17 protein-coding genes are annotated in these 15,792 nt (G+C 63.3%); 10 read left to right on the forward strand and 7 right to left on the reverse strand.

The window, feature by feature from the left end; translation table 11 throughout:
• Positions 1-317: 317 nt before the first annotated feature.
• The 5 genes from KZO83_RS06795 (at position 318) to KZO83_RS06815 (ending at position 6,389) form a co-directional block, all read left to right on the forward strand.
• Positions 318-527, forward strand: coding sequence for a zinc ribbon domain-containing protein (locus KZO83_RS06795; RefSeq protein WP_247620237.1), 210 nt, complete (start codon positions 318-320; stop codon positions 525-527).
• 183 nt (positions 528-710) lie between these two features.
• Positions 711-1,313, forward strand: coding sequence for a peroxiredoxin (locus KZO83_RS06800; RefSeq protein ID WP_075367727.1), 603 nt, complete (start codon positions 711-713; stop codon positions 1,311-1,313).
• A gap of 162 nt (positions 1,314-1,475) precedes the next feature.
• Positions 1,476-2,429: a thioredoxin-disulfide reductase gene (trxB, locus tag KZO83_RS06805; protein ID WP_247620238.1), complete on the forward strand. Its 954-nt coding sequence runs from the start codon at positions 1,476-1,478 to the stop codon at positions 2,427-2,429.
• Positions 2,430-2,553: 124 nt separating this feature from the next.
• The gene (locus KZO83_RS06810; RefSeq protein ID WP_247620239.1) at positions 2,554-4,776 is read left to right on the forward strand and encodes a tRNA(Met) cytidine acetyltransferase TmcA; all 2,223 of its coding nucleotides are present in this window, start codon (positions 2,554-2,556) and stop codon (positions 4,774-4,776) included.
• Positions 4,777-4,925: 149 nt separating this feature from the next.
• Complete coding sequence (locus KZO83_RS06815; protein ID WP_247620240.1) at positions 4,926-6,389, forward strand: aminoacyl-histidine dipeptidase; 1,464 nt, start codon at positions 4,926-4,928, stop codon at positions 6,387-6,389.
• 1 nt (position 6,390) lies between these two features.
• On the opposite strand, the gene KZO83_RS06820 is transcribed toward KZO83_RS06815, so the two are convergent.
• Both KZO83_RS06820 and KZO83_RS06825 read right to left on the reverse strand, forming a co-directional pair.
• Positions 6,391-7,485 (reverse strand): App1 family protein, encoded by a 1,095-nt coding sequence (locus tag KZO83_RS06820; RefSeq protein ID WP_247620241.1) that lies wholly within the window; start codon positions 7,483-7,485, stop codon positions 6,391-6,393.
• A 92-nt stretch (positions 7,486-7,577) separates the two neighbouring features.
• On the reverse strand, positions 7,578-8,141 hold the full coding sequence (locus KZO83_RS06825) for a type 1 glutamine amidotransferase domain-containing protein (RefSeq protein WP_040243050.1): 564 nt from the start codon (positions 8,139-8,141) through the stop codon (positions 7,578-7,580).
• A 239-nt stretch (positions 8,142-8,380) separates the two neighbouring features.
• On the opposite strand from KZO83_RS06825, the gene KZO83_RS06830 reads away from it, so the two are divergent.
• Positions 8,381-9,859: a DNA recombination protein RmuC gene (locus tag KZO83_RS06830; protein ID WP_247620242.1), complete on the forward strand. Its 1,479-nt coding sequence runs from the start codon at positions 8,381-8,383 to the stop codon at positions 9,857-9,859.
• Positions 9,860-9,916: 57 nt separating this feature from the next.
• Here the strand turns inward: KZO83_RS06830 and KZO83_RS06835 are convergent, their stop codons facing one another.
• Together KZO83_RS06835 and KZO83_RS06840 are read right to left on the reverse strand one after the other, a co-directional pair.
• Positions 9,917-10,390: a Dps family protein gene (locus tag KZO83_RS06835; protein WP_040243047.1), complete on the reverse strand. Its 474-nt coding sequence runs from the start codon at positions 10,388-10,390 to the stop codon at positions 9,917-9,919.
• 194 nt (positions 10,391-10,584) lie between these two features.
• Positions 10,585-11,733 carry a glycerate kinase gene (locus KZO83_RS06840; RefSeq protein ID WP_247620243.1) on the reverse strand — a complete coding sequence of 383 codons (1,149 nt, stop codon included), beginning with the start codon at positions 11,731-11,733 and terminating at the stop codon, positions 10,585-10,587.
• A gap of 227 nt (positions 11,734-11,960) precedes the next feature.
• On the opposite strand from KZO83_RS06840, the gene KZO83_RS06845 reads away from it, so the two are divergent.
• Together KZO83_RS06845 and KZO83_RS06850 are read left to right on the forward strand one after the other, a co-directional pair.
• The gene (locus KZO83_RS06845) at positions 11,961-12,503 is read left to right on the forward strand and encodes a hypothetical protein (RefSeq protein ID WP_178999183.1); all 543 of its coding nucleotides are present in this window, start codon (positions 11,961-11,963) and stop codon (positions 12,501-12,503) included.
• Positions 12,500-12,871 (forward strand): hypothetical protein, encoded by a 372-nt coding sequence (locus KZO83_RS06850; RefSeq protein WP_075367719.1) that lies wholly within the window; start codon positions 12,500-12,502, stop codon positions 12,869-12,871. Before KZO83_RS06845 ends, KZO83_RS06850 begins: the two co-directional genes overlap by 4 nt.
• A gap of 55 nt (positions 12,872-12,926) precedes the next feature.
• Here the strand turns inward: KZO83_RS06850 and KZO83_RS06855 are convergent, their stop codons facing one another.
• Complete coding sequence (locus KZO83_RS06855) at positions 12,927-13,337, reverse strand: HIT domain-containing protein (RefSeq protein WP_247620244.1); 411 nt, start codon at positions 13,335-13,337, stop codon at positions 12,927-12,929.
• 107 nt (positions 13,338-13,444) lie between these two features.
• Here KZO83_RS06855 and KZO83_RS06860 point away from each other — a divergent pair, with 107 nt between their 5' ends.
• On the forward strand, positions 13,445-13,573 hold the full coding sequence (locus KZO83_RS06860; RefSeq protein ID WP_247620245.1) for an entericidin A/B family lipoprotein: 129 nt from the start codon (positions 13,445-13,447) through the stop codon (positions 13,571-13,573).
• 147 nt (positions 13,574-13,720) lie between these two features.
• Positions 13,721-13,852, forward strand: coding sequence for an entericidin A/B family lipoprotein (locus KZO83_RS06865; protein WP_075367716.1), 132 nt, complete (start codon positions 13,721-13,723; stop codon positions 13,850-13,852).
• Positions 13,853-13,969: 117 nt separating this feature from the next.
• On the opposite strand, the gene KZO83_RS06870 is transcribed toward KZO83_RS06865, so the two are convergent.
• Positions 13,970-14,740 (reverse strand): ABC transporter permease, encoded by a 771-nt coding sequence (locus KZO83_RS06870; RefSeq protein ID WP_247620246.1) that lies wholly within the window; start codon positions 14,738-14,740, stop codon positions 13,970-13,972.
• Positions 14,737-15,786 carry an ABC transporter ATP-binding protein gene (locus KZO83_RS06875; protein WP_178999187.1) on the reverse strand — a complete coding sequence of 350 codons (1,050 nt, stop codon included), beginning with the start codon at positions 15,784-15,786 and terminating at the stop codon, positions 14,737-14,739. The genes KZO83_RS06870 and KZO83_RS06875 overlap by 4 nt, the downstream gene beginning before the upstream one ends.
• Between the last annotated feature and the right edge of the window lie 6 nt (positions 15,787-15,792).

A 15,792-nucleotide genomic window follows, 5' to 3' on the forward strand; every position in this document is an offset into this window, starting at 1 on the left:
GCTGGACGATTTTCATGGCGAACGCCGAACCACGTTGCCCTTGGCATGCTGGAAAGGTCTGAAGACCATTCGATGGTTCGGTTCGCCGCGAGTCAGGTTCCTTCGACAATGTCTACAATATCATCGATACCGGAGACATTGTCATGATAAGCCTTTATTTCAAGCGCGCCCATGTCACCAAGGTGGCAAGTTGGAAATGCCTGAAGCGTGGCATGCCAGTCTTGTGCGAGAATTTCGACGCTGCGGCTTGAAAGAGGGCAAGGGCGACCCGACATTCAGTCGGTAATGCGCCGTACTTGAGGACGCTAGGAGTCGGTATGAACGAAGAGATGTTGTTGTCATGGCCGGCGACGTGCCCTTATTGCGACGCATTTTTCGAGATGTTGATCGATAGCAGTGTGGGTAGCCACGCTACTTGGGAAGATTGCCCTCAGTGCTGCGCGCCGATTCAAGTGCGTGTGACGATATCGCCGTTCAGTGGCGAACTTGAAGACGTCATGCTAGGGCAAGACGACGACGTATTTTGAGCGCTTCCACCGTGTTTTGAGCGCTTCCACATGGACATACCGTTATGGCGGAAGTGGCATAGCGGCCCGATAGGGAGTGCCTATATTGCCCATTGGGGTAATCAAATGGGCATAAGAGACGCTCGCCGGTAGCCTTGGCGGGGTTTCATCATAGTCATCCACCCGACTTTTCAGGAGAAATGAATGAGCGTATTGGTTGGACGTCAGGTACCCGATTTTGAAGCGGCAGCGGTTCTGGGCGATGGCACCATCGTCGACGACTTCAAGCTGTCCGAAACTAACGGCAAGCTGCGTGTCGTCTTTTTCTGGCCGCTGGACTTCACCTTCGTCTGCCCGTCCGAGATCATCGCGCACGACAATCGTCTGGCGCAGTTCCGCGAGCTCGGCGTTGAAGTGATCGGGGTGTCCATCGACTCTCAGTTCACCCACCACGCATGGCGCAAGACCTCTCCCGAGAAGGGCGGCATTGGTGAAGTCGGCTTCCCGATGGTGGCTGACGTCAAGCACGAGATCACGCAAGCGTTCGGTATCGAGCACCCGGAAGCCGGCGTCGCTCTGCGCGCGTCCTTCCTGATCGACGAAGACGGCGTCGTTCAGCACCAGACCATCAACAACCTGCCGTTGGGCCGCAACGTCGATGAGATGCTGCGCATGGTCAAGGCCCTCCAGTTCCACCAGAAGAACGGCGAAGTCTGCCCGGCTGGCTGGGAAGAAGGCCAGGAAGGCATGAAAGACACCGCCGAAGGCGTCGCCAAGTATCTGGGCACGCACTCCGACGAACTGTAAGCGTTAACACGTTTGCAACGAAGGGCGGCCAATCGGCCGCCCTTTGCCGTGTCGACAAGCGTTTATAACGAATGGTGTGTGGCCTGCGCGTGACGCGTGCATGCCACACAGCATTTTTTGGTCCAGCTGCCGGTCAGCGTATCCCGTAAGCGAGGTTTTCCCATGAGCGACGTGCGTCACGAACGACTGATCATTCTCGGTTCCGGCCCCGCCGGTTACACGGCGGCCGTCTATGCGGCACGCGCCAATCTCAAGCCCCTGCTGATCACGGGCATGCAGGCGGGCGGCCAGTTGACGACCACCACCGATGTGGACAACTGGCCGGGCGATGCCGAAGGCGTGCAGGGACCGGAGCTGATGGAGCGCATGCGTAGCCATGCCGAGCGTTTCGATACCGAAGTGCTGTTCGACCATATCAACGAGGTCGAGCTGCGCGAGCGCCCGTTCGTGCTCAAGGGCGAAAACGGCACCTATACCTGCGATGCCCTGATCATTTCCACCGGGGCCAGCGCGCGCTATCTGGGCCTGCCGTCCGAAGAGAAGTTCATGGGGCAGGGCGTGTCCGCCTGCGCGACCTGCGATGGCTTCTTCTATCGCGGTCAGGAAGTCGTGGTCATCGGTGGAGGTAACACCGCCGTCGAGGAAGCACTGTATCTTTCCAATATCGCGACCAAGGTCACGTTAGTGCATCGCCGCGATAGTCTGCGTGCCGAGAAAATCCTGCAGGACAAGCTGTTCGACAAGGTCGAAAACGGCAACATGGAGATCGTCTGGAACCACACGCTCGAGGAAGTGTTGGGTGACAACACCGGCGTGACCGGGGTGCGTTTGATCTCCACCGTCGATGGCGCGTCGCGCGAGATTCAAGCGCCGGGGCTGTTCGTCGCCATCGGCCATTCGCCGAACACGGGCATCTTCGAAGGCCAACTGGACATGAACAGCGGCTATATCCGGGTCAAGTCAGGTCTCGACGGCAATGCCACCATGACGAGCGTGCCGGGCGTCTTCGCCGCCGGCGACGTGATGGATCACGTTTACCGTCAGGCGGTGACCTCCGCGGGTACCGGATGCATGGCGGCGCTCGACGCCGAGCGCTATCTAGACGGCCTGGAATGAGGTCTTTGCGCCGCGCCGCGCGGTGACAGCCTGGTACCGACCACGCCCGCGAATCGCTTCGCGGGCGTGGTCGTTGTAAGAATTTATGAGAGGCTGTCGAGGGCGATACCCAGGGAGATGACGCATGAATGCCCCCTCGGATGACATGACGTCCTCCATCGCATGGCTGGATGATCTGGTCGACGCCTGTCGTGAGCGTCGGCATCGCGGTGTGATCTGGATACCCGCTTCTCCCGAGACGGCACATGCGCGTGCACTTTCCCTGTGGCGGGCTCGAGCATGGCAAGCGCCCTTGTGGGTCGGCCAGGCTGCCCCCTCAGAAAGCATTAACGTGCTTGTTCCGCGCCAGGCACGCACCCGCTTGGGACGCGAGCACGATCTGATCGTTATCGATGCCGGTGCCGAGTCGGGCTTCGATCCAGACGCCTTCGGGGCGTTGAGCGGTACGCTGCGTGCCGGTGGGCTGATGATCGTGCTGACGCCCGCCGAGTGGGCGGGTGGCCAGGCTGGTCCGGATGCCGACTATGCGCGTCTGGCGCATTGGCCCCACGCGCCGACGACCCTGAGCGCCCATTATCTGGCACGCCTGGCACGCAGCCTGCTCCGCGAGGCCAACATCTGGCGCTGGCCTGACGGGCAGGCCTCGCCGTTCCCCGCTCGTATGCCTGAGGCGAGCGCACCCGCAGCGTCTGCTCCCGATGACGCCTGTATCACGCATGATCAGCAAGAGGCCGTGCGCCGGCTGACACGGCTACGTCGTCGGCGCCCCGTGGTGTTGAGTGCCGACCGAGGGCGCGGCAAGTCGGCCGCGCTGGGCATTGCCGCTGCGCGACGACTGGCGGCAGACGAGACGACGCTGTGGGTCACCGCGCCGCGTCGGGCAGCGGTCGAACCACTGTTCGAGCGTTTGGCGGCTTTGTATCCCCATGGACACCGCGCCGAGGCGCGCTTCCACGTCACGCTGGAGGCGGGGGAGTGCGAGGTACGCTTTCTCGCCCCGGATGCCGTGATGGCGGCTCTGAGCGAGCCAAGCGTGGAGCGTCACGCGCCGCCGACGCTGTTCGTCGATGAAGCGGCGGCCATCCCCACACCATTGTTGGCACGTTGGCTAGATGCCTTCCCACGTCTCGCTTTTGCCACCACCGTGCATGGTTACGAAGGCACCGGACGTGGCTTCCAGGTGCGTTTTTACGCGCGTCTATCCCGCCGCACTCCCGACTGGCGCGAGATCCATCTACGCGAGCCGGTCCGCTGGGCCGACGGCGATCCCCTCGAGCGTCTGACCCGTGACATGCTGCTGCTCGATGCCGCGCCGGCCGACGATGGTGAGGCCGAAGCGGCGCTGGCTGCCGCGCCATTGCGCATCCGCTGGCTCGACCGCGGGGCACTGACCCATGACGAACACGCCCTCGAGGCGTTGTTCGGCCTGCTAGTGCAGGCCCATTACCGGACCACCCCGAGTGATTTACGCCAACTGCTCGACGGCCCGGACGTGCGACTCGTGGGAGCTTATGCCGGTGATACTTGTCTCGGAGTATGCCAGGTGCAGGCGGAGGGCGGTTTCCCCGACGATCTGGCCGAGCGCGTCGTGCTCGGCGAGCGTCGACCGCGTGGTCATTTGCTGGCGCAATCGTTGGCGGCGCACGGTGGCTGGCAGACGGCACTGACATCGCGTTGGTGGCGCATCATGCGCATCGCCGTGCATCCCGCCGTGCGGCGGCTTGGCGTGGGGCGGACACTGGTCGAAGCCGTGGCCACGGCGGCTCGCAGGCACGACGTCGCGTATCTGGGCGTGAGTTTCGGCGCCGAGGCGATGTTGATCGCCTTCTGGCGGCGTTTGGGATTCATCTCGCTACGCCTGGGGCTGACCCGCGAAGCGGCAAGTGGCGAGCACGCCCTGATGATGGGGCAGGCGCTGACGAGCCGAGCGGAAACATCGTTGTCACCTTGGACGAATGACTTCCAGCATCTGCTGCCGAGCCTGCTGGCTTTCGAGCTGGCGCATCTGGATATCGATGTCGTCACGGCGTTGCTGCACGAGGGCGCGGCGCCCGAGGTGAATGCCGATCTATGCGCACGCCTGGAGCGCTTCGCGCAGGGCGGCGGTGAGTTGGCGCTCGCGCGGCCCTGGTTGTGTCGGGCCTGGCTGGCCTGGTGGCGCCGTCAGCCGCAGGAGACCGCCGACGAGACGCCAGGCGAGGATACAAGAGCACTGCACGATTGGGCTGCGACGTTGTTCCAGGGGCGTGATGTCGAGACGACGCGCGTGATGGGGCGGCAAGCCCGGATTGCCCACTGGCGCCGCCTGGCAGGCTTCTTGAGTTGTCGCCTGACGCCGACGCCATGACTGTCGCCGTTAGCGGACTTGCGTTGCGCGATGCAGTGCGTAAGGTGTCATGACGCCCGACATGTGCCGCGTCGTCATTCCTTGATCGTATGTCGTTACCGGGAGATGTGGCGCGCGATGTCGGCGGCTCCCAACAGGAACGATATCCCATGAACGATCATCTTCTGCAACTCTCTCCCGAACCGCTGTGGCGTCATTTTCGTACGCTGTGCAATACGCCGCGCCCCTCCGGTCATGAACAGCGCCTGGTCGAGACGCTCACAGCCTGGGCCGACGAGCGTGGGCTGGCGCACGAGCGCGATGCTGCCGGTAATCTCAAGCTTTCCAAACCGGCCTCGCCGGGGTGCGAGGCGCTTCCCGGTGTCATCCTGCAAGGGCATCTGGACATGGTCGCCCAGGCCAACGCCGATCATCCGCATGATTTTACCCGCGATGCGCTCGACACCTACGTCGAGGACGGCTGGCTGCATGCTCGCGAGACTACCTTGGGTGCCGATAACGGCATGGGCGTGGCCGCCGCGTTGGCGATTCTTGAGGACGACTCCCTGCGCCACGGTCCGCTCGAGGCGTTGTTTACGCTGGAGGAAGAAGCTTCCATGCGCGGCGCGCTGGAACTCGACGAAGGCTGGCTGCAAGGGCGCTATCTGCTCAACCTCGATTCCGAGGATCGCGGCCAGGTCTATATCGGCTGCGCCGGCGGGGCCGATGTGGTCGTTGGCGCGCGACTGCCCACGCGAGATCTCGGCGAGGACGAAATCGTGCGTCGTGTCGCCCTGACCGGGCTGGTGGGCGGCCACTCGGGTATCGATATCCACAAAGGGCGAGGCAATGCCAATCGCTTGCTGGTACGGGTGCTGCGCGCCTTGGAGCCGTTCGGTGCCTGTCTCGTCGCCTATCATGGCGGTACGCTGCGCAATGCATTGCCGCGCGAGGCCTTTGCCAGCATCGCGCTGCCCGCCGACGAAGAGCAAGCGGTCACGCAGCGGCTGGTCGAACTCCAGGCCGAGCTTGCCAGCGAGCTGGCGGGAATCGACGAAGACGTGCAACTCGCCCTCGAGCCGGCGGAGTCCGATGCGCCCCTCACCGAGGCTGCCAATCGCCTGTTGATCGCGGCCCTGCATGTAGCGCCGTGCGGTGTCGAGCGTATGAGCGTTGAAGTACCGGGCGTGGTGGAAACCTCCAACAACCTGGGTGTGGTCAAGCTCGAGGCCGGACGCTTTCATCTCTGCGCCCTGGTACGCTCGTTACGCGATAGCGCCACGCAGGATCTCGCCGACCGCTTTCGTGCGTTGTTCTCATTGATCGGTGCCGAGACGCGAGTCGAGAATGCCTACCCCGGCTGGACGCCGGATCCCGAGAGCACGCTGCTGGCGCGATTCCGTCGTCTGCATCTCGAGCAGACCGGCGTCGACCCCGACGTGAAGGTCATCCACGCCGGACTGGAATGCGGCATTCTCGGCGGCAAGTACCCGCACCTGGAGATGATTTCCTTCGGCCCTTTGATCCGTGGCGCTCACTCGCCGGCGGAACGCGTCGAACTCGATTCCGTGGGCGAGTTCTGGCAAGTGCTACGCGCCGTCATCGAAGACTTGGCTACGGCGCGAGCGGCGTGAGTCAGCGCGACGCCTGACGCACCGCTTCCAGCCCCGTCTCGGAGATATAGCCTCGGTCGCGCGCATGCGCGGCCATGGCAGCACTGTCATCGCTCAGCAGTAATTCGCAGTCGGTATGTTCGATCTCCTCGCGCAGCCGGGCGATGGCCGCTTCGCGATCGGGCTTGCGGTCGACGCGGCGAATGTAGATCGTCTTCACGCGGTCCGGGTTTTCCTTGACGATGCGTGTGTAGATTTCCGGGTCGTGCTGACCGCTGTCACCGATCAGCACGCAGGGCAGCGTGTCGAACAGCGTGAGCATCTGGGTGATCAAGTCGTACTTGTGGTCTTCGGCGCGGCGTGGCCAGGGATGACGCCAGGAAATCCCCCATTCGCGCAGGAACAGGATCGGTCCGACGGGAATGTGATTGAGCTGGAAGAACGCCTCGAGCACCTCGTAGATGCTCCACGGGCCGCGCGATACATAGAGGATCGGTCGCCGTAAGTCGCCCGCCGTGCCCGCGTGCAGGGCTTGATAAAGCTCGGCAACACCGGGAAAGGCGGTGCGTCGATGCGCCTTCTCGACGAATAGGCGATACAGCATGCGCAGCTTGTCGGCGACGCCGGTGTACATCACCGTGTCGTCGATGTCGCTGATCACCATCAGGTCGGTATGCGGTGGCGGAATATAGACATCGGCGCGCGATAGAACGTTGTCGCGGTCGGCCGTGATGACCTCGAGTTCGGCGCGATGCCATGAAACGTGCTCGTCGAGCGGAATGTCGAGCGGCAGGCGGACATCGAAATAGCCGTCGTGGTCGGTGGTGACGGTGGCGCTATTGTCGCCCAGACGAATGCGCACCTCGGCGTCGGCAAAGCCGCGTCGCGCTAGGCGTCGGGTTACGTCCGCGGCGTCGCGTAGCGCCCCGCGTCTAGGGATGACGCGCGCCAGCCCCACCTGACGGAAGACGCGCCCCATCAGGAACACCTCGCGATGCGTGCCGTAACCACGGTAGGGATGGACGACCGGTCCGCCCCGGCCGCTATCCGACTTCATCGGCCGCGCGAAGATCCGTAACAGGCTCTTGAGGGCGAAATGCAGGCGCCGTGAAGGCATTCGAATGCCGCGTCGCGGGCCCGCGCGCTCGTCGGTACGCAAAACGTCCGCCCCACGCGAGGCGGACGTCGATTGTGGTCGGTGAGGAGCCATCAGGCGTGTTGTCCGCTATGGCGACCTTCGGCCAGCTCCTCGATCAGTTTGGCGTTGAAGGCGTCCATGTCCTTGGGCGTGCGGCTGGTGACCAAGCCGTTATCGACGACGACCGGCTCGTCGACCCAGTGGGCGCCAGCGTTCTTGAGATCTTGCCCCACGGATGCGACCGAGGTCATCTTGCGTCCGTCGACAACACCGGCGTTGATCAGGATCCACGGCGCATGGCAGATCGCAGCCACTGGCTTGCCCGCCTCGAAGAAGCCACGCACGAAGGCGAGCGCTTTTTCGTTGAGGCGCAATTCGTCGGGGTTGAAGAGCCCGCCGGGTAGCACCAGCGCGTGATAATCGGTGACGTCGACATCGCTCAATGCCTTGTCGGCCTCGTAGGTGTCGCCCCAGTCGGTTTCGGCCCAGGCACGGATACCTTTGCCTTCGGGAGAGACGACCTGCACCTCGACGCCCTGACTTTTCAGAGCGGCACGCGGCGCGGAAAGCTCGGATTCCTCGAACCCATCGGTGGCGAGGATGGCGACACGTTTACCTGACTGTGCTTGACTCATCGTGACCTCCTGGTCGTGATGCTTCATGGATGACAGCAGCCGCTACCGGGCGATCCTAGTCCGGTATCAGGCGGCTTCACTAATTGATTTTGGGTCATTGGCGCAGGACTTCAAGCCCCGGGCGCTTGCGTCGCGACGCGCAGTGGGGGAAGGTGGCGCGCGAAGTGTTTAATCGAAGTGTTAATCGCGAGTTTCATTGAAGGTTTCAAGCGAAAATCTCCCATCGCCGGTATCCGCACATGTCCAGCACGTTTCCTGCCGTTTATCTCCTTGCCCTTGCGGTCGTCCTGGCGCTCGCCACGCTGATGCTTGGCGTGGCATGGCGGCGTGAACGCACACGCCGTGCGGCGACCGAGCACGAGGCCGAACGTGCACAGCGTCACTATGACGAGGTCGATGAGACACGTGCCCGGCTGGAGCGCGAGCTGGCCCAGAGCGATGCTCAACTGGACGCCGTGCGCGAGCAGAGCCTCGAGACCCAGCGCCTGCTGGGGCAACGCGAACGCGATCTCGACGAGCGTCAGGAACGACTCGCGGCGCTACGCGAACGGTATGGTCGCTTGGAAACGCAACTCGAGCAGGAGCGCTCCCATCATGCCGAGAAGCTTGCCCTGCTCGAGGAGGCGCGGACACGTCTCACCCAGGACTTCGAGGCGTTGGCAGGGCGGATCTTCGAGGAACGACAGCAAACGTTCAATACCCAGAGCCGCGAGAATCTCGAGGCCATGCTGGCGCCATTTCGCGAGCAGGTCGGCGACTTCCGGGCGCGACTGGAGGAAATCCATGGTCAGTCGCTGCGCGAGCGCTCGACTCTCAAGACGCAGATCGAGCATCTGTCCACGCTGAATCGTCAGATCACCGAGGAAGCCGCCAACCTGACGCGGGCGCTCAAGGGCGACAAGAAGATGCAGGGCGATTGGGGCGAGGTGATACTCGAATCGGTGCTCGAACGCTCGGGACTGCGCCGCGACATCGAATACAAGCGCGAGGTATCGGTAGAAGGCGAGTCGGGGCGTCAGCGTCCCGACGCGGTCATCTACCTGCCCGACAATCGGCACTTAATCGTCGATGCCAAGGTCTCGCTCAACGCCTACGTGCGCTATGTCAACGCCGAGGACGACGCTACGCGCGCGCAGGCATTGAAGGCACATGTTCAGGCGGTGCGCGCGCATATCGACGCGCTCTCAGGACGCGATTACCCGCGCTTGCCGGGGCTCAACTCACCGGATTTCGTGTTCCTTTTCATGCCCGTCGAACCTGCGTTCGCGGTGGCCTTCCAGCATGATGAAACGCTTTTCCAGGATGCCTTCTCGCGCGACATCGTCGTGGTCACGCCGACCACGCTGCTGGCGAGCCTGAGAACCGTGGCTAGCCTCTGGACGTTGGAGCGCCAGAACGATAACGCGCGCGTCATCGCCGCACGGGCGGGCAAGTTACTGGACAAGTTTCGTGGCTTCGTGGATAGCCTCGAGGACGTTGGCCGCCATCTGGAGCGTGCCGACGGTAGCTACCGCCAGGCGATGGGGCGGCTTTCAACGGGGCAGGGGAGCTTGGTCAGCCAAGCGTTGATGCTCAAGCGCCTTGGCGTGCGCATGAAGCGTGACCTGCCAACGCATCTGACCGAGCAGGTGGACGCCGAAGAACTGGACGACATGGCGGACGACGAGCCCGATGCCGCAGAGAGCGCTCCCGATGACGAGGCGCGCGGGGAGCCCTAACGACACCGCCCGGCACAAGGCCGGGCGGTGTTATCGGACGGAGCGACTCGGTGGGAATCAGCCCAGATAGGCGCTGAGCATCCACACGGTCTTTTCCTGCTCGCGGATGTAGTCGCTCATCTGCGAGGCGGTGCCTTCGTCGTCGGCATCGGCGGCCATGGAATTGAGCTCGCGCTGCAGTTCGAGCAGTGCCTGATACCCTTGCACTAGCCCGCGTACGCATTCGGTGCCTTCGTGCACGTGCGTATCTTCCTGAATGCGCGAGATCTTGGTGTAATCGCTGTAGGCATGCAGCGGCTCATGACCCAGGGTGAGGATACGCTCGGCGACTTCGTCGACCTTGGCCAGCAGGTCGGTGTAGATTTCCTCGAACTTGGTGTGCAGTTCGAAGAAATGCGGGCCTTTCACGTTCCAGTGGTAGCCGCGCGCGTTCATGTAGAAGATCTGGTAGTTGGCCAGCAGTTCGTTGAGCTTCTCGGCCAGTTGATTGGCGCTGCTGGTATGCAAACCGATGGCATTGATGTCGGACATGAAAGCACTCCCTCGTAAAGCGATGGACTGAACGTCGTCAGTGGTCAAAATCGTCACTGAGCCCAGTCTAGAGCGTCATTTGTGGATTGGGTAACGAATCTTTCCCATCGACGATATAGCGTCTGTATATGAAATGCCCATGACGCAGTGGTTTTTCAAGGGCGAAGGGTGCGGCATTGTGTCTGGCCCGGCGATTAGCGTGGCGCCTGCCGGCCGGCAAGCTGCCACACACGCAGGAGGCTCTCGGCACGGTCGGCGAGCAGCTCGGCGGTGCGTTCTAGAGCTTCCGGCAAGGCCAAGGGGCCATCGGCCAGCGCGAAGGCTGCCTCGATACCTTCGTCGTGCACGGCCCGCCAGCCATCCCCCAAGCGCCCGGCGAGTGCGAGCGTGGGCACGCCGTATTGTCGCGCGCGCCGGGCGATGCCGACCGGCGTCTTGCCGGCAAGGCTTTGGCCATCGAGCTGGCCTTCGCCGGTGATGACCAGGTCGGCCCCTTCCAGCAGGCGGTCGAAGTCGACCTGGTTCATGACCAGCTCGATGCCGGGCTGCAGTCGCGCACCCAGAAAAGCGGCGGCTGCGAACCCCATGCCGCCGGCCGCGCCGGCACCCGGTAGCGTGCGGTGATCTGTGCCGAGGGCGTTGGCGACGTGGTCGGCGAAATGGGCCAAGGCCGCGTCGAGCTGTGTGACATCCGTCGGCGTAGCGCCCTTCTGCGGTCCGAAGATCGCGCTGGCTCCGCGCTCGCCGAGCAAGGGGTTATCGACGTCCACGGCGGTGTCCACCTTGAGCGTCGCCAGGCGCGGGTCCAGGTCGCTCAGATCGAGTTCGGTCAGCCGTGCCAGTGCCGCACCGCCGGGCGGCAGCGGCTGGCCCTCGGCATCGAGCAGTCGCGCGCCCAGCGCTGCGAGCATTCCCGCACCGGCATCGTTGGTGGCGCTGCCGCCCAGGGTGAGAATCAAACGCTTGGCTCCAGCATTGAGCGCATCGCGAATCAGCTCGCCGACGCCAAGGGTGGTGCTGTGCAGCGCGGTGCGCTCGGCGTCGGCGAGCGCTTGCAAGCCGCTGGCCTCGGCGAGCTCGACGTAGGCCGTGGCACTCGCAGCGTGCCATCCCCAACTGGCGCTGATGGGGCGCCCCAGGGCGTCGTGGACCTCGGTGACGCGGCGCTCGGCTCCCGTGGCGGCCAGCAAGGCATCCAACGTGCCTTCGCCGCCGTCCCCCATCGGGCATTGGATCAACTGTGCTTGGGGAAGGATGCGGGCGCAGCCTGCGGCGATGGCGACAGTGGCCTCGCGGGCCGAAAGGGCATCCTTGTAGCTATCCGGGGCGATGACGATCTTCATGGGCGAGCCTCTTGCATGATCCAAACCCGAGGACGGGGCGTCGTGGTCGAATTGCCAGCCTAACGCATGCTGGCGCCAGGCGGGAGACGCAGGGCATGCCACGCTGACGGAACCGTGGCACTCGACTACGCTCTCAACGAGGTGCCCGTGCGGCGGGAACAGTGAGGCGAGACGCACGATTTCACTCGCCGCTGCCGAGTGGCCTTTTCCTTTCAGGCGAGAACGCGATGATGAAACCTCTTTTGCTGGTAGTGGCATTGGGGCTCGGCGGTTGTCAGAGCCTGGCTTCTTACGATCCGCTGGGCCGCGATGTGGCCTCGCCGCTGCCCGAGGCGTGCCAGTGGGCGGCCGAGGGCGACGCCAAGGCACGGGTAAGGGCTGTAGCCGATGCCTTGGAGGCACAGGGGTATCGTATCGAACAGACCGAGGTTGCGCTGGGATTGGTGAGTGCCGAGCGAGCCCAGGCGCAGCCGGGGCTCGGCGCCGTGGATCGCCCACCCTGGGGACGCAGCGGTTTCTGGGGATACTATGGCATGGGTAGTCGCCATGGCTATTCGCTGGGGTATTCCCAGCGCTTTGGCGGTGATCCGGTACGCCTGCAACGCGTCTCGGTGGTCGCCGTCGAGAATATCGTACGGGTGACACGCGATTCGCGCGTGGTCGATGTCGACGGATATCTGATCGATGCGCGTCCGGACAACAGCGCGGCGTTCTGCGCCGCTTTACACGATGACATCGACGCACGCATGCGCGAGGAGAGCACATCATGAGTCGGCTGCTGGGCGTATTGCTGGTGGCATCGTTCGTGGTATTGAGCGTGGGCGGATGCGCGACCACATCGGCGGCGCCGCAGACCCGAACATTGGTCGTGGAGGCCGAGCCGTCGACCGCGTTGGAAGCGGGGGTGGCGATGCTCACGGCACGCGGCTTCGTGATTCGTCGCGCCGATGTCGACCTGGGCGATGTCGAGGCCGTGCTGGCCGCGCGCCCCACGCTTGAGGTGCGCTACCGGCTCGAGGCGGCCGAGCAGGGCACGCGCGTCACGCTGTCGGGGCGGCGTGGCGGCCAGCCGGTGCCACCTTATGTGTTCGATACGCTTTTGATCGATGTGCAGGAGCGGCTCGGCGAGCTGCCCTAAGTCCTGCGAAAACTGCCTGCGTTCGCCGACTTTTCGCAAGGACTTAGTATCACGCCTATGGCGCCAACAGATCGCGCAGTGTCGTCAGGTGGGTTTTGAGCGTCGCGTCGTCATACGGCTGCGGCGTGCCCTGGCCCCACACAGGCCCCGGCCAGGCTGCGTCGTTCTGGTGGCGGACGATGACATGCAGGTGTAACTGCGCGACCTGATTGCCGAGCGTCGCCAGATTGAGCTTGTTGCCGTCATGGTGCGCCATCAAGCGGCGTCCCACCTCGGTGGCTTCCTGCCACATCGTGGCCTGATCGTCGGCGGAGAGCTCATAGACTTCGCTAATATCGTTGCGACGGGGTATCAGCACTAGCCAGGAATAGCGCGCGTCGTCATTCAGGCGCACCTGGCACAGAGAAAGATCGGCGACATAATGCGAGTCGGCCGCCAAGCGTGGATGCAGGATAAAATCGGTCATGCGAGCGCTCCTGAAAATCGTCGTAAAGTGGGCTGGCTATGCTAACGTTAGGTTACACGGCAAGGTGCCGTGTTTCCGCTAGGTCAGGGTAATTCCAGGAGAAAAGCATGAAGCGTACAACGGTTGCGATCTTGGGTTTGCTGTTGCTGGTGGCGCTGGGTGGATGCAATACCCTCCAGGGCGCGGGTGAGGATATCGAGCGTGGCGGTGAAGCGGTTCAGGATGCCGCTTCCTGAACCGATGTCGTGCAAAGGATGCATGGCGGCGCCAGCTTTGCTACGTTGTGGGCGATCCGCCATGTCGGCGGATAGTGTGGCCCGAGCAAACGGGTACATGGACCGGCGGGACCTTTTCCCGCTTGATGACGTGAAGGAGACACGATAATGAAACGGATGCTGGCATTTTCCCTGTTGCTGATGTTCACCGCTGGCGCAATCAGCGGCTGCAACACCTTCGAGGGCGCAGGCGAAGACATCGAACAAGGCGGTGAAGAAGTGCAAGAAGCCGCTAGCTGATGCATACCACCGCCGTCCCGCCGGGGCGGCGGTGGGTCGGCCGATCTTTTCCCCTGTCGCGTCCCCGCGTTCCTTCCTGTTCCGTTTTCGACCTCTTGGCCCCTCTCAGCCTGCCATCTATGCCATGGCGCCACTCTCGCCGAAAGAAAAACGTCGCTCCAGGCGTTCGAACGCCAAGTCGGTGACGATAGCCAGAAGACCTACCAATATGGCACCTTGAATCACGTACGGCAGGTTGTTGCCCACCAAGCCGGCGATGATCGGCGTGCCCAGTGTCTTGGCACCAACCGTGGAGCCGATCGTTGCCGTGCCGATGTTGATGATCACCGAAACACGCACGCCGGCGATGATGACCCGCATCGCCAAGGGGAGTTCGATGCGCCATAGGATCTGCCAGGCGCTCATGCCGTTGCCGCGTGCGGCCTCGAGCGTTTGCGAGGGTACGGTGCCCAACCCCGCGACGGTGTTTTGCACCACGGGCAAAAGGCCATAGAGCACCAGCGCCACCAGGGTGGGGATGAAGCCGAAACCGGCGACTGGCACGACGATTGCCAGCACCGCCGCCGGGGGGAAGGTCTGGCCGATGGCGGCCAGCGTCGACACCAAGGGCTCGAACTCTCGCCCTGCCGGCCGTGTGACGAATAGTCCCGCTGCAACGCCAACACTCACCGAGATGAGTGACGACACCAGCACCAGGGCGAGATGGGCGAGCGTCAGATTGAGGAAGCTCTCGCGCTCATACATGGCCGGATCTTGATCGGGAAACAACGCCCGAAATAGTGGCGCCAACTGTTCCATACCCACCACCAGCGCGATCAACAAGACGCTGAGCAATATCAGTAAAGCGCGGCGCGAGAAAGAGGGGCGGGATAGTGCGCTGACGCTCATGAGCGATGCCCCATGACGCCCGACATCGTTACTTCGCCTAGTAGACGCCCCTCACCATCGAGCACTGGTAACGCCGTCACTCGAAACCACACCATGCGTGACAAGGCCTCCTTCATCGACATCTCCGGCGTGGCGGTCCATTCGGGATTGACCACCGTGCGGGCCGTCTCGGACTCGCCTAGACGGCCACCCAGCAGCGCCATGGGACGGTCGTTGGCGTCCACCTGCCAGGTGGTCGGAGCACTGGCGATGGCGTTGTTGCGCGTGCGCTGGGCGGGTCGACAATATTCTTCGACCCGGCGCCGCGAGAGTAGCTTGAGGCCTAAATCGGCGCGTCCGATGAAGTCGCGCACGAAATCGTTGGCGGGTGCGACGAGAAGCTCCGCCGGGCGGTCGTATTGCACCAGTTGACCGGCATTGAGCAGTGCCACGCGGGAGGCCAAGCGCAAGGCCTCGTCCATGTCATGGGTGACGAAGACGATGGTCTTACCGGTTTGGCGGTGCACGCGTGCCAGTTCGGCCTGCAAGGTATCGCGCGTCAGTGGGTCGACGGCCCCGAAGGGCTCGTCCATCAATAGCACGTCAGGATCGGCGGCCAGAGCACGGGCCACACCGACACGCTGCGCCTGACCGCCCGAGAGTTGATGCGGATACTTGTCGTGCAATCCTTCATCATCGAGCTGAAACAGTGCCAGCAATTCGTCGACGCGCTCGGCAATGCGTGACGACGGCCACTTGAGCAGCTTGGGCACGGTGGCGATGTTGTCCGCGACGCGCCAGTGTGGAAACAGCCCGATCGACTGAATGGCATAGCCGATGCGACGACGCAGGCGTTCCGGCGGCAGGGTGGTGATATCTTCGCCGCCCACCAGGATTTTTCCCTCGCTGTGCGCGATCAGGCGATTGATCATCTTCAGCGTGGTCGATTTGCCACATCCCGATGGGCCGATGAGGACACAGAATTCGCCCTGTTCAACGGTCAGCGAGATGTCGTCGACGACGCTTGTTTCGCCATACCGCTTGGTCAATCCCTGAAGTTCGATCATCGGTGT

Origin of the sequence: Chromohalobacter moromii (assembly GCF_023091865.1) — a bacterium.
Classification (GTDB): domain Bacteria; phylum Pseudomonadota; class Gammaproteobacteria; order Pseudomonadales; family Halomonadaceae; genus Chromohalobacter; species Chromohalobacter moromii.